The sequence below is a fragment of the Bradyrhizobium sp. CB1015 genome, from assembly GCF_025200925.1.
Classification (GTDB): Bacteria; Pseudomonadota; Alphaproteobacteria; order Rhizobiales; family Xanthobacteraceae; genus Bradyrhizobium.
Window position 1 is genome coordinate 1 of record NZ_CP104174.1, and the last position, 13,587, is coordinate 13,587.

General features: G+C 66.5%; 9 protein-coding genes and 1 pseudogene. All 10 read left to right on the forward strand.

Going from position 1 to position 13,587, the window contains the following annotated elements; all coding sequences use genetic code 11:
• Positions 1-1,410, forward strand: a complete 1,410-nt coding sequence (gene dnaA / locus N2604_RS00005) for a chromosomal replication initiator protein DnaA (RefSeq protein ID WP_172787963.1) — start codon at positions 1-3, stop codon at positions 1,408-1,410.
• 260 nt (positions 1,411-1,670) lie between these two features.
• The gene (gene dnaN / locus N2604_RS00010; RefSeq protein ID WP_091898217.1) at positions 1,671-2,789 is read left to right on the forward strand and encodes a DNA polymerase III subunit beta; all 1,119 of its coding nucleotides are present in this window, start codon (positions 1,671-1,673) and stop codon (positions 2,787-2,789) included.
• A 204-nt stretch (positions 2,790-2,993) separates the two neighbouring features.
• Positions 2,994-3,358 (forward strand): annotated as a pseudogene (locus tag N2604_RS00015) (endonuclease domain-containing protein).
• 89 nt (positions 3,359-3,447) lie between these two features.
• Positions 3,448-4,584, forward strand: coding sequence for a DNA replication/repair protein RecF (gene recF / locus N2604_RS00020; RefSeq protein WP_260373259.1), 1,137 nt, complete (start codon positions 3,448-3,450; stop codon positions 4,582-4,584).
• Between the two features lie 121 nt (positions 4,585-4,705).
• Positions 4,706-5,449, forward strand: coding sequence for a hypothetical protein (locus N2604_RS00025; RefSeq protein ID WP_260373260.1), 744 nt, complete (start codon positions 4,706-4,708; stop codon positions 5,447-5,449).
• A 131-nt stretch (positions 5,450-5,580) separates the two neighbouring features.
• Positions 5,581-7,731 carry a hypothetical protein gene (locus N2604_RS00030; RefSeq protein WP_260373261.1) on the forward strand — a complete coding sequence of 717 codons (2,151 nt, stop codon included), beginning with the start codon at positions 5,581-5,583 and terminating at the stop codon, positions 7,729-7,731.
• A 132-nt stretch (positions 7,732-7,863) separates the two neighbouring features.
• Positions 7,864-8,556, forward strand: a complete 693-nt coding sequence (locus N2604_RS00035; RefSeq protein ID WP_260373262.1) for a hypothetical protein — start codon at positions 7,864-7,866, stop codon at positions 8,554-8,556.
• Positions 8,557-8,837: 281 nt separating this feature from the next.
• Positions 8,838-11,273, forward strand: coding sequence for a DNA topoisomerase (ATP-hydrolyzing) subunit B (gene gyrB, locus N2604_RS00040; RefSeq protein WP_260373263.1), 2,436 nt, complete (start codon positions 8,838-8,840; stop codon positions 11,271-11,273).
• A gap of 279 nt (positions 11,274-11,552) precedes the next feature.
• Complete coding sequence (locus N2604_RS00045) at positions 11,553-12,020, forward strand: hypothetical protein (RefSeq protein WP_260373264.1); 468 nt, start codon at positions 11,553-11,555, stop codon at positions 12,018-12,020.
• A 254-nt stretch (positions 12,021-12,274) separates the two neighbouring features.
• Positions 12,275-13,570 (forward strand): UDP-N-acetylglucosamine 1-carboxyvinyltransferase, encoded by a 1,296-nt coding sequence (gene murA, locus N2604_RS00050; RefSeq protein ID WP_260373265.1) that lies wholly within the window; start codon positions 12,275-12,277, stop codon positions 13,568-13,570.
• Positions 13,571-13,587: the final 17 nt, after the last annotated feature.

Below are 13,587 nucleotides of genomic sequence, written 5' to 3' on the forward strand. Positions count from 1 at the left end.
ATGACAATGGAACAGGATCGCTGGTCACGCGTGAAGGGTCGGCTGCGCTCGAGTGTTGGCGAGGACGTGTACACGAGCTGGTTTGCACGCATGGATCTGGAAGGCGTGCAGGACGAGAGCGTGCGGCTCTCGGTGCCGACGCGCTTCCTGAAGAGCTGGATCCAGGCCCATTATGCCGAGCGCGTGCTGTCGTGCTGGCAGGCCGAGATGCCGGAAGTGCATCGCATCGACCTCACGGTGCGGTCCGCCGTGCGTCCGACGGCGCAGCCGAAGGAAGCGCCCGCGCCGGTCGAGGCGCGCCGCGCGCCGACGCCGGAATTGCGCTCGACGGCGACCGCGCCGGTCTCGGCCAATCACGACGCGCTCGGCGGCTCGCCGCTCGATCCGCGCCTGACCTTTGCGAGCTTCGTCGTCGGCCGCTCCAACACGCTGGCCCATGCGGCCGCGCGCCAAGTCGCCGAAGGGCGTCGCGGCGATCCCGTGATGTTCAACCCGCTCTACATCCACGCCGGCGTCGGCCTCGGCAAGACGCATCTCTTGCAGGCCGTGACTTGGGCCGGCAATTCCGGCAACGAGCGCAAGGTGCTGTATCTCACGGCCGAAAAATTCATGTACGGCTTCGTCGCCGCGCTGAAGACGCAGACGGCGCTGGCCTTCAAGGAAGCGCTGCGCGGCATCGACGTGCTGGTGATCGACGATCTCCAGTTCCTGCAGGGCAAGTCGACCCAGGCCGAGTTCTGTCACACGCTGAACGCGCTGATCGACGCCGGCCGCCAGGTCGTGATCGCGGCCGACCGTCCGCCGTCCGATCTCGAGAGCCTGGATGACCGCGTCCGCTCGCGGCTTGCCGGCGGGCTCGTGGTCGAGATGGGCTCGCTCGGCGAGGAGCTGCGCCACGGCATCCTGAAGTCGCGCGTCGCGGCGGCCCGCGCCCATCACGCCACGTTCGAGGTGCCCGAGGAGGTGCTGCATTATCTGGCGCGCACCATCACCCATAACGGCCGCGACCTCGAAGGCGCCATCAACCGCCTGCTCGCGCATTCCAAGCTCAACAACCGGCCGGTGACGCTGGAGATGGCCGAGCACGAGGTGCGCGACCTGGTGCGGCCGCAGGAGCCCAAGCGGATCAAGATCGAGGACATCCAGCGCGTGGTGGCACGGCAGTATAATGTCAGCCGCTCGGACTTGCTGTCCTCGCGCCGCACCGCCAACGTGGTGCGCCCGCGCCAGGTGGCGATGTATCTCGCCAAGACGCTGACCCTGCGCTCGCTGCCCGAGATCGGCCGCCGCTTCGGCGGACGCGACCACACCACGGTGCTGCACGCGGTGCGCAAGATCGAGGCGCTGGTCTCCAAGGACACCGCGCTGTCCGAGGAAGTGGAGTCGCTGAAGCGCCAGCTTCAGGAATAAAGGCCTAGGGCTCCCGCCCCGCTCCCGCCGCCCCGGCTTGCCTGGGCGGCGGTCTTCGTTTTGGGGCGGTAAATCGTGGGGAACTGGCCCCGCTCCCTTGAATCCGCGGGGCATCCGCGGCACCTTGCGCGACCCTGACGGCTTTGGTCATATCGGCGGGAATGATCCGGCTTGTCGGGGTCTTCGGTGCCGTGGCGCGCGTCCCGCCGCCCGGCCCTTCTCAACGCTGTGTTTTCCTAAGGGATCGGGCGAGTAGTGCAATGAAGGTTACGGTCGAACGCGCGCAATTGCTGAAGTCGCTGGGCCATGTCCACCGCGTGGTCGAGCGCCGCAACACGATCCCGATCCTCGGCAACGTGCTGGTGCGCGCCGAGAACGCGAAATTGTCGCTGAAGGCGACCGACCTCGACCTCGAGGTGACCGAGACGCTGCCGGCGGAAACCGCAACCGCGGGCTCCACCACCGTGCCGGCGCACATGTTCTACGACATCGTGCGCAAGCTGCCGGACGGCTCGCAGATCGTGCTGGAGGCCGACGGCGACCGCGCCGTGCTGGCAATCCGCGCCGGCCGCTCGCGCTTCACGCTGCAGACGCTGCCGGAGAACGATTTCCCCGATCTGGCCGCCGGCGACATGTCGCACTCGTTCTCGCTCGCCGCCAAGGACGTCAAGCGGCTGATCGACCGCACGCAGTTCGCGATCTCCACCGAAGAGACGCGCTATTACCTCAACGGCATCTATCTGCATGCCGCCGGCACGGCCAAGGCCGCCACCTTGCGCGGTGTCGCGACCGACGGCCACCGCCTCGCCCAGCTCGACCTGGTGCAGCCCAAGGGCGCCGAGGGCATGCCCGGCGTGATCGTGCCGCGCAAGACGGTCGGCGAGGTGCAGCGCCTGATCGAGGACACCGAGGCCGAGATGACGATCGAGCTATCGCAGGCCAAGATCCGCTTCACCATCGGCAACGTCGTGCTGACCTCGAAACTGATCGACGGCACCTTCCCCGATTACGGCCGCGTCATTCCGCAAGGCAACGACAAGGAGCTCGTCGTCGACAAGAAGGATTTCGAGAACGCGGTCGACCGCGTCTCGACCATTTCGAGCGAGCGCGGCCGCGCGGTCAAGCTGTCGCTGTCGGCGGGCAAGCTGGTGCTGTCGGTGACCAACCCGGATTCCGGCAGCGCGACCGAAGAGCTCGAGGTCGAATACGCCTCCGACGCGCTCGATATCGGCTTCAATTCCCGTTATCTGCTCGACATCGCCGCCCAGATCGAAGGCGACGTCGCAACGCTCCGCCTCGCCGACCCCGGCTCGCCGACACTGGTGCAGGACCGCGACGACAAGAGCGCGCTGTATGTGCTGATGCCGATGCGGGTGTGAGGGGCGTGGCCTTCCTCTCGCGACACCTACTGTGTGGAGACAACCCCTCACCCGGCTTCGCTGCGCGAAGCCACCCTCTCCCACAAGGGGAGAGGGTGAAGCGACAGCCGTCAAAACAAGCAGGATGCAGGTTGCTGTGCCCTCTCCCCTTGTGGGAGAGGGCAGCTCCGCTGGAGGACACAGACTCGGTGGGGTGAGGGGTTAGTGCCGCAGGATCCGTCCCATCGGCCCGTGTCCAAACATCTCCGCCAATTCGCGAAGAACATGCGACATGAGCCGACGGATGCTGAAGCTGCGATGTGGCGCTTGCTGAGGGATCGCCGCTGTCCGCGTTCAAGTTCCGCCGGCAGGTGCCGTTCAAGAATTTCATTCTCGATTTCGTCTGTTTCGAGAAGCGTCTGGTGATCGAGATCGACGGGAGCCAGCACGTGGAATCGCGGCGTGACGCAGTTCGCGAAGCCGCGCTATCCGCAGAGGGGTTTTCGATCGCGCGCTACTGGAACAATGACGTGCTGCAACAGCCCACCTCTGTGTTGGAGGATATCCTTGCAAAGCTTGCCGGGCGGTAAGATACCCCTCACCCGTCGCCTCACTTCGTGAGGCGCCACCCTCTCCCACAGGGGGAGAGGGGAAGAATCGCGTCCATGACAAAGAACCGATGACCTCCTCCCGCATTCATCGCCTGACGCTGACGCATTTCCGCAATTACCGGGCGGCGGGGCTCGAGACGGCGGCTGACCTGGTGGCGCTGGTCGGGCCGAACGGGGCGGGCAAGACCAATTGCATCGAGGCGATCTCGTTCCTGTCGCCGGGCCGCGGCCTGCGCCGGGCGACCCTGGAGGATGTCGCCGACAACCAGGGCGACGGCTCCTGGGCGGTGTCGGCGCAGGTCGAGGGCGCGCTGGGGCTGGCCACGCTCGGCACCGGCATCGATGCGCCGCGCGCGGACGCCGCGGTGAGCCGGCGCTGCCGCATCGACCGCGAGCCGGTGGGTTCGGCGAGCGCCTTCGGCGATCATATCCGCATGGTGTGGCTGACGCCGGCGATGGACGGGCTGTTCATGGGCGCGGCATCGGAGCGCCGGCGCTTCTTCGACCGCCTCGTGCTCGCCATCGACAGCGAGCATTCCAGCCGGATCAACGCGCTCGAGCGTTCCTTGCGTTCGCGCAACCGCCTGCTGGAGACGCGCAATTACGACGACCATTGGTGCGACGCGATCGAGCGCGAGACCGCCGAGCTTGCGGTCGCGGTGGCGGCCACGCGCGGCCAGACCGCGGCAAGGCTCACCGGCATGCTCAACGCCCGCGCGCAACAATCCGCCTTCCCCTCGGCGCAAATCGCGCTCGACGGCTGGATGGAGAATGCGCTGCTGACGGAGACCGCGACCTCGGTCGAGGACCGCTACCGCCAGATCCTGCGCGACAACCGCCCGCGCGATGCGATCGCCGGCCGTACCACCGACGGCCCGCATCTCACCGACCTCGAGGTCGTCTATGCGCCGAAGAGCATGCCGGCGCGCGATGCCTCGACCGGCGAGCAGAAAGCGCTGCTGATCGGCCTCGTGCTGGCGCATGCGAGCCTGGTCGCCGAGATGACCGGCATCGTGCCGCTGCTGCTGCTCGACGAGGTGGTTGCGCATCTCGATCCGAACCGCCGGGCGGCGCTGTTCGACGAGCTGAAGAAGCTCGGCGCGCAGGTGTGGCTGACCGGTGCGGATCCCGCCGCCTTCGCCGAGATCGGCGCAGGGAGCGAAGTGTTTGACGTCGAGAGCGGACGAGTCTCGGCCCGCAGCTAGGCCGCCGCATTGAACCCGCTCGTTTGCGGCCACGACTAGCTGCTTGTGGCTGCAAGAGGCGGCCATCGCGCAGGATTTCAGACTGGCGCGATATCCTTCGCGATATTCTTGGAGCATGAGCATGGCGAGCGTGGGGCGTGGGGCGCAAGCTCCGGCACGATGGCAACTCATTGCGTGCGGCCTTGCTCTCCTCGCAAGCTGCCTGCTCGCGGCAAGCGCCGGCGCCTTCGTATCGAACCTGCCGCCGCTGTTCTCGGCCGCGCTGACGCTGGATCCCGCGGCGAGGCTCCCCGCGCCGACCCGCTACCTCTATCGGGGGATCCACACCACCGTGATGCCCGGTATCGAAGCGCCGCTCCGGACCAGGTTAGAGGCGCGCGTGCCCGCGGCGCTCGGTGACGTGCTCGCGTTCTATCGGACCGAGCTTGGAAAGCTCGGCTGGCAGGAGCAGCAGGATGTCGCGGTGGTCAGCGCCGATCACGCGCGCCTCGCCTTCGTCTCCCCGATCGGGCCGGCAGCGCTGGAGCTCGATCGCAAGGAGGGCAGCACCGCGGTACAGCTTGTGCAAAAGAATGCGCAGGCCGCGACCCGCGCCAACGTCCTGCCTGACCCCGGCCAGGCCAAGCTGGTGTTCAGCAATATCGGCGAGAACGAAGCCGTGCTCACGATCAACCAGCGCACCATCCCGCGCCCCGCCGGCGCCAACGCCGTCGCCCTGGACCTCGTGCCCGGCACATACACCTACGGACTGGCCGTGCCGGGCCGTCCGGCCAGAACGAACATGCTCGCGGTCGCAGCCGGCGATAGCTGGGAGCTCACGGTCGGGCGCGACGGCGAGGCGTGGCCACCGCTCCAGCTGTACTGAGCCCCTGTTCGGCCATGGCTGTTGAACCTGGCCGGTTCCTGCCGCGACTTCTGGTCTGAGGCCGCGCCGATGGGGGCGTCGCCTGCAATTGCGCGGGCATGACGACCCCGCGCCAATCCAGGAGCTTGACGATGTCGATGATCCCGCGCGGGACGCAAGTCCCGGCACGATGGCGGCTGCTGGCCTGCGGCCTTGCCCTGGTAGCGAGCTGCGGAATCGCGGCTGCCGCCGACGGGGGTATCGTCGACGTCCACGCGCTGCCCAAGCTCGAGGGCGCGGTGGAGGACACCTCGCGGTCCGAATCCTGGCGCCTCGAATATCGCATGCCGACGGCGGAAGCGGTGACGGCGCCGGCGTTGAAAAAGCTCCTCGGCGCCGACGGCTGGGTGCCCTATGTGCGGCCGCTCGACGAAAAGAGCACGACGCTGAATTTCAAGAAGGGACGTCAGGGCCTGTCGGTTCATTTCACGCAAGCCCTCGGCCGCCCCGATCAATCCGTGGTCACCTACTCCTCCGACCGGATTTACGGCAACGTGCCGTTCCCCGATGGCGCGACCGACATCATGTTCGATGGCACGAGGCCTTATCTCGGCTGCATCGCGCCCACCGCGTTCGATGCGACGTCGGATTTCTTTGGCCGCGAGATGGCTGCGATCGGTTGGCAAAAGCTTACACCGGAGACCGCCGCGCGCTGGACCAGCAGCCTGGACGAGACCGTTCCCAACGGTCTGCGCGCCTATTACGCGCACCCTGATAGCGAGGAGACCGGCTTCACCAAGCAGAAGCCGGTGATGCTGACGCTGACCCGCCGCGACGACGGAAGGACCAATGTCGAGATCCGGGTCGCGCCGTTCGCGCTGCCGGAGGTGCTCGAGGCCGACAGCGAGATGGCCGGCCTGCCGCGACCCAAGCCGACCAAATCTGCGCGGAGCCTCGGCAGCGCCAGCTCCAACAAGCGCGAGATCTCGGCCGCGGCGATGGCCGAGCTGCCCGCCGTGCTCGCCTTCTACCAGCGCGAGCTCGCCGCACGCGGCTGGCAGGAGAATGGCAGCGCGCCGCTCGCGCCCGGCGACGAGGTGGCGATCAAGATCTCCAGCACCGATGAAACCGGTGTGCTGCGGCTCGGCCGCAAGTATGATCTCACCATGGTCAGCCTGACCGCGCAGGTGAAGGAATCCGCGCTCGCCGCCCGCGCCAAGGCGAGGAAGGAGGCCGACGAGAAGTTTCTCGGCGATGCGCTGGGTGCGGCTCAGCAGCTCATCGCCGCTGACGAGGCGAGGCGCAAGGCGCAGGCCGCCTCCCTGTCCGATGCGCCGCTCCGTGCGCTCGCCGACAGCAACACGCCAGTGCCGCTGCCCGAGAGCGCAGAGGGCGTGAAGTTCGAAGGCGGCGACGGCCATCTCGAATTCTCCTCCACATCGAGCGTCAAGGCGCTCACCGCGTTCTATCGCGCATCGCTCAAGCCCGCCGGCTGGAAGGAGCAGCCTTCCGTCATCAACCAGCCCAACATGGCGGTGATGGAATTCGCCAAGGGCGGCAAGTCGATCTCGATGACAATGATGCAGATGGGACCGAAGGTGAATGTGAGCGCCAGCGGATCGGGCCTGGTGATGGCCGCAGCCAAGGCGGCGGCCGTCCCCGAAGTGCAGGCCAAATCCGCCGAGCCGCTCAAGCCGGATCCCGAATCCCCGCTGCCGGTGCCGACGCAGCGTTCGTCGAAATCGCTCGCCACCTCGAAGATGCCGGGCAGCGAGACGCCGTTCCGCCGCGAGCTGGAGGCCAGCATCCCTGCGTCGCTCGACGAGGTCCTCGCCTTCTACCGTGCGGAGCTTGCAAAGCTCGGCTGGCAGGAAAAGACCGGCGCGGCCGCGTCCGCAGAACGCGCGCAGATCGAATTCATCTCGCCGCAAGGTCCCGCCGTGCTCAAGCTTGGCCGCGCCAAGGGCGAGACCATTGTCAATCTGGCGCAGAAGAATGCGGATGCCGCGGTCAAGGCCGACATCATGCCGAAGGCGGGACAGGCGAGGCTCATGCTCGGCAATATGGGACCGAGCGAGGCGTCGCTGACCATCAACAAGCAAACCGTGAAGATCGCAGCCGGCGCCGGCGGCCCGCAATCACCGAAAGGCCCGATGCTCGACCTGCCGCCCGGGAAGTACCAATACGCGCTGCGCATGTCCGGACGGCCGCACCGCACCGAGACCCTGACCGTTGCCGCCGGCGAGGCCTGGGGCCTCCTGGTGGGCCCGAGCGGCGACGTGCTGCCGCTGCAGATGTATTGATCTCATGTCCGCGGGCGTATCGGCCTGGTTGAACCGGTCCGGTTCGTGGGGCGACTAGTCGTCGAGAGGCGGCGGCGACCCTGTCGCAGCCGCTGCGTCGCGCGAAGATCGCGGTATTCGTGGAGAGCGGGCATGACGACGGCAAGGCGCGGGACGAAGGTCCCGGCACGGTGGTGGCTGTTGATGTGCGGCCTCACGCTTGCATGCTGCTCGCAGGAGCCCCTTACCGCAGCAGATTCCCACGCCGACATGCCGGTGCCGACGCGAGCCAGTCACGCAAGCTTCAGCACCATGCGCGCGTCCGGTATCGATGTTCCGTTCCGGCTCGAGCTCAAGGCCCATGTACCCGCAGAGCTCAACGACGTCCTGGCCTTCTACCGCAGAGAACTCGGAAAGCGCGGCTGGCAGGAGAGGCCTGATGGCGCGATGGTGGTCGCCGGTCGCGCGCGGCTCGTCTTCGCCTCCCCGAAGGGGCCGGGCACGCTGACGCTCGACCGCGCCAAAAGCGAGACCACGGTCGACCTCGTGCAGCGAAATACCGAGGTCGCGGCCAAGGCCAACTTCCTGCCGATAGCAGGACACGCGCGGCTGATCTTCGGTTATCTTGTACCTGATGTGGCCTCGCTCGCGATCAACGGCCAGACCATCGAGATCGCAGGCGGCGTCAACCATCCACAAACGCTGGATCTGCCGCCCGGCACGTATTCCTACGCGCTGCTGGTGTCGGGCCATCGGGTGCACACCGACACCATCACCGTGGCTGCCGGCGAGGCCTGGTCCCTCAGTTTGGGGGACGACGATAAGAAGCCGGACCAGATCTACTGAGCCCGACGGCTGTTTCCGGGCGCTCGGCGCCTCGGAACAGGCCTCCGCGACCCCGCAAATCCACGCCCTTCGAGGCCCCAAGCAGGCGCTCGAATCGGGCTTTTTGCAGCGCCCGAAAACGCCCTGCAAAAGCCTTGAAAACTCGCCGAAAAACCCTATCTGCTCAAAGGGTTGCCGGGAGATACTTTGCGCTAGGCGCAAGCGGTCTTTCGTGGCACAAATAGCCTCGCAAATCAGCGCCTTTTGCGCCGCTGATTCGGGCGACATCTCGAAGGCCTCTCATGACAGAACCTGCTCGGCAGCACGCTGCCGAAAACGAGCCCTCCAATCCGAGCGAATACGGTGCGGAATCGATCCGCGTGCTCAAGGGTCTCGACGCCGTCCGCAAGCGCCCGGGCATGTATATCGGCGACACCGACGACGGCTCGGGCCTGCACCACATGGTCTACGAGGTCGTCGACAACGCCATCGACGAAGCCCTCGCGGGCCATGCCACGCGCGTCGAGGTGATCCTCAACGCGGACAATTCCGTCACCGTGCGCGACGACGGGCGCGGCATTCCCGTCGACATCCACAAGGGCGAAGGCATTTCGGCAGCCGAGGTCATCATGACCCAGCTGCACGCCGGCGGTAAGTTCGACCAGAACTCCTACAAGGTTTCCGGCGGCCTGCACGGCGTCGGCGTCTCCGTCGTCAACGCGCTGTCGAGCAAGCTCGGCTTGCGCATCTGGCGCGACAACAAGGAGCACTATATCGAGTTCGCCCATGGCGATGCCGTCGCACCGCTGAAGGTCGTCGGCGATGCCCCGGGCAAGCGCGGCACCGAGGTGACGTTCCTGGCCTCGACCGAGACCTTCAAGAACGTCGAATACGACTTCGCCACGCTCGAGCACCGGCTGCGCGAGCTCGCCTTCCTCAATTCCGGCGTCAACATCGTGCTCTCCGACATGCGCCACGCGGTCGAGAAGCGCGAGGAGATGCACTATTCCGGCGGCGTCGAGGAGTTCGTCAAATATCTCGACCGCAACAAGAAGGCGCTGGTGCCGGCGCCGATCATGGTGCGCTCGGAAGCCAACGGCATCGGCGTCGAGGCGGCGCTGTGGTGGAACGACAGCTACCACGAGAACGTGCTGTGCTTCACCAACAACATCCCGCAGCGTGACGGCGGCACCCATCTCGCCGGCTTCCGCGGCGCGCTGACGCGCCAGGTCAACGGCTATGCCGAGGCCAATGCGAAAAAGGAAAAGATCGCGCTGACCGGCGACGATTGCCGCGAAGGCTTGACGGCCGTGCTGTCCGTGAAGGTGCCCGACCCGAAATTCTCGTCGCAGACCAAGGACAAGCTGGTGTCCTCGGAAGTGCGCCCCGTGGTCGAGAACGTCCTCAACGAGGCGCTCCAGGCCTGGTTCGAGGAGCACCCGAGCGAGGCCAAGATGATCGTCGGCAAGGTGATCCAGGCCGCGGCGGCCCGTGAAGCTGCGCGAAAAGCACGCGAGCTGACGCGCAAGAGCCCGCTCTCGGTCTCCTCGCTGCCGGGCAAGCTCGCCGACTGCCAGGAAAAGGATCCGGCCAAGTCGGAACTGTTCATCGTCGAGGGCGACTCGGCAGGCGGCAGCGCCAAGCAGGGCCGCAACCGCGAGTTCCAGGCCGTCTTGCCGCTCCGCGGCAAGATCCTGAACGTCGAGCGCGTGCGTCCCGACAAGATGCTGTCGAGCGAGCAGATCGGCACGCTGATCACCGCGCTCGGCACCGGCATCAGCGACGAGTTCTCGGTCGAGAAGCTGCGCTATCACAAGATCATCGTGATGACGGACGCCGACGTCGACGGCGCTCACATCCGCACGCTGCTGCTGACGTTCTTCTACCGGCAGATGCGCGACATCATCGATGGCGGCTATCTCTACATCGCCCAGCCGCCGCTCTATAAGGTCTCACGCGGCAAGTCCGAGCAATATCTGAAGGACGAGCGGGCGCTGGAAGATTATCTGATCGACGCTGGCCTCGACGACTGCGTTTATATCCCCGGTACCGGCGGCGACCGTTCCGGGCGCGATCTGCGCGCGCTGGTCGACGACGCCCGCGTGGTCCGCAGCATCCTGCGCAACCTTCACAGCCGCTATAACCGCAAGGTGGTCGAGCAGGCCGCCATCACCGGCGTGCTGAACAAGGAAATCTACGGCGATCCCGAGAAGGCGGCAGCCGCGGCGCAATATATCGCGAGCCGGCTGGACAACCAGGCCGAGGAGGTCGAGCGCGGCTGGGTCGGACAATTCGTCGAGGGCCAGGGCTTCCTGTTCGAGCGCACCGTGCGCGGCGTCAAGGAAGCCGCCGTCATCGACGATGCACTGCTCGGCTCGGCCGAGGCCCGTAAGCTCGACGAGTACACGACGAAGCTCCAGGACGTTTACGCCCGCTCCGGCAAGCTGCGGCGCAAGGACAACGAGCACGTGGTCCACGGTCCGGTCGACCTGTTCGAAGCCGTGACCGACGCGGGCCGCAAGGGCATCACGCTGCAGCGCTACAAAGGCCTCGGCGAGATGAACCCGGAGCAGCTCTGGGAAACGACGCTGGACACCGAGGCGCGCTCGCTGCTGCAGGTGAAGGTCAAGGAGGTCGACGAAGCCGACGACATCTTCACCAAGCTGATGGGCGACGTCGTCGAGCCCCGCCGCGACTTCATCCAGGAACATTCGCTGAGCGCGACGATCGATATTTGATCGCCTCTCAAGCTCGTAGCTCTCGGTGCCAGCCAAGCACTCGCTGCACCTCTCCCGCTTGCGAGAGAGGTCGACACGCTCGCAGAGCGTGGCGGGTGAGGGCTTTCTCTTCTAGGGGATTGTCCCATTGCGGAGACACCCTCTCCCCCGCCCTCCCCCGCAGGCGGGGGAGGGAGCGCACCACCTCCGCGCCAACACCGCCCCTGAACCTCCCCACCCGCCATCGCGACGAATCGGCATGACCCCGCAAGGCCAATTCCGGCCGGGAAGTGTCGCGCCATGATCGCCTCTGCAACGACCAGCTCCGCCGCGCCCTCACGCCGCCTCGGCATCATCGGCAGCATCGTCGGCGTGCTGGCGTTGATGGCGGCGGTGCTGCCGCATTGGGTCGTGCCGATCGTGTTTCCGCCGCCGCCGGCGGACAAGGTGATCGTCGACACCGGACATCGCATCAAGGACCGCATCGTCGCGAAGGTGAAGGGCGTGGAGTATCAGGCTCCGAGGCCTGAGAAATCGGCTGGACGAAGCTGGAGTGAAACCGCATCGGTTACAGCAATCTCGCTCGGCCTGCTCGCCATCCTGCTTTCGGTGCTTTCCCTGATCTTCCGGGAGGAACGGCTCCTTGCCGCTGTCGCCGCCACACTCGGCACCGGCGCCATCGCCATCGAAATCTCCTTCTTCATGATGGGGGTTCTGATCCTGATCGCGATCCTCTACGTGATCGGGAATATCATCGGGCTGTTCTGAGGACCGCTTGCCACAAGCTCCCGTCCTCATCCTGAGGTGCCCGCGAAAGCGGGCGTCTCGAAGGATGGCCACGGGCGACACAGGGGCCTGCATGGTTCGAGACGCGCGTTCCGCGCTCCTCACCAGGAGGGATTAGCAGCCTCGCCTGGGCTCACGGACCGGCCACGAACCACTGCCCAGCACAATTGCTCCCGCGCTCAAATCTCTGTAGTTTCCGCCCGAAACAGCCCACCCAACAGGACAGCGAGAACCCCGTGGCGCCCATCCAATACATCGTCGAGGGCGGTCACCGGCTCTCGGGCTCGATCGAGCCGTCCGGCAACAAGAATTCGGCGCTGCCGATCATCGCCGCCGCGCTGCTGACCGAGCATCCGGTCGTGCTGGAGAACGTGCCCCGGATCCGCGACACCGAGACGCTGGTCGAGCTGGTCCGCTCGGTCGGCGCGTCGGCGGAATGGTCCGCACGCAACACGCTTCACATCCACGCCAAGAGCATCCGCGCCGCCGACCTCGACCCCGAGCTGTGCGTGCGTATCCGCGCCTCGATCCTGCTCGCCGGGCCCCTGCTCGCCCGCTGCGGCGAGGTGATGCTGCCGCCGCCCGGCGGCGACGTCATCGGCCGCCGGCGATTGGATACGCATGTGCTCGCGCTGGAGCAACTCGGCGCGAAGGTCACCGCGACCGACCGGCTCGAATTCCGCGCGCCCAAGCTCGCGGGCGCGGACGTGTTCCTGGACGAGCCGAGCGTCACTGCGACCGAGAATGCGCTGGTCGCAGCGGTCGCCGCCGACGGCGTCACCTATTTGCGCAACGCGGCCTCCGAGCCGCATGTGCAGGACCTCGCCAATTTCCTGGTCGCGCTCGGCGCCAGGATCGAAGGCATCGGCACCAACACCATGATCATCCATGGTCAAGCGACGCTCGGCGGGACGACGTACCGGATCCAGCCGGACCATATCGAGGTCGGCTCGCTGATCGGGCTCGCCGCCGTGACGCGCTCTCCGTTGCGCATCACGCGCGCCGGCGTCGAGCATCTGCGCTCGATCCGCATGGGATTCGAGCGGCTCGGCATCGTCTGCCGGATCGAGGGCGACGACCTCATCGTGCCCTCCAACCAGACATTGAAGATCCAGGACGACTTTGGCGGCCATGTGCCCAAGCTCGAGGACCAGCCCTGGCCGGCCTTTCCGGCCGACTTGATGTCGATCGCGATCGTCACCGCCACGCAATGCGAGGGCGTGATCCTGATGTTCGAGAAGATGTTCGAATCCAGGATGTTCTTCGTCGACAAGCTGATCGCGATGGGCGCGCGCATCGTGCTGTGCGACCCGCACCGCGCCATCATCGCCGGCCCCAGCCGCCTGCACGGCGCGACGATGACATCGCCCGACATCCGCGCCGGCATGGCGATGCTGCTCGCGGCCGTGTGCGCCGAGGGCACTTCGACTATCAACAACGCCGACCAGATCGAGCGCGGCTATGAGCGCATCGAGGAGCGGCTGAACGCGCTGGGTGCCAGGATCAAGCGCGTGCCTGAAAGGAAGAGCTGATTTTCGCCTCTCCCCGC

What these genes read in the sequence shown, in the direction of transcription:
- N2604_RS00025 (WP_260373260.1), top strand. Translation starts at nt 4,706, where the DNA reads ATGGCGAGCGTGGGGCGTGGGGCGCAAGCTCCGGCACGATGGCAACTC.
- dnaN (WP_091898217.1), top strand. Translation starts at nt 1,671, where the DNA reads ATGAAGGTTACGGTCGAACGCGCGCAATTGCTGAAGTCGCTGGGCCAT.
- dnaA (WP_172787963.1), top strand. Translation starts at nt 1, where the DNA reads ATGACAATGGAACAGGATCGCTGGTCACGCGTGAAGGGTCGGCTGCGC.
- recF (WP_260373259.1), top strand. Translation starts at nt 3,448, where the DNA reads ATGACCTCCTCCCGCATTCATCGCCTGACGCTGACGCATTTCCGCAAT.
- gyrB (WP_260373263.1), top strand. Translation starts at nt 8,838, where the DNA reads ATGACAGAACCTGCTCGGCAGCACGCTGCCGAAAACGAGCCCTCCAAT.
- N2604_RS00045 (WP_260373264.1), top strand. Translation starts at nt 11,553, where the DNA reads ATGATCGCCTCTGCAACGACCAGCTCCGCCGCGCCCTCACGCCGCCTC.
- N2604_RS00035 (WP_260373262.1), top strand. Translation starts at nt 7,864, where the DNA reads ATGACGACGGCAAGGCGCGGGACGAAGGTCCCGGCACGGTGGTGGCTG.
- N2604_RS00030 (WP_260373261.1), top strand. Translation starts at nt 5,581, where the DNA reads ATGTCGATGATCCCGCGCGGGACGCAAGTCCCGGCACGATGGCGGCTG.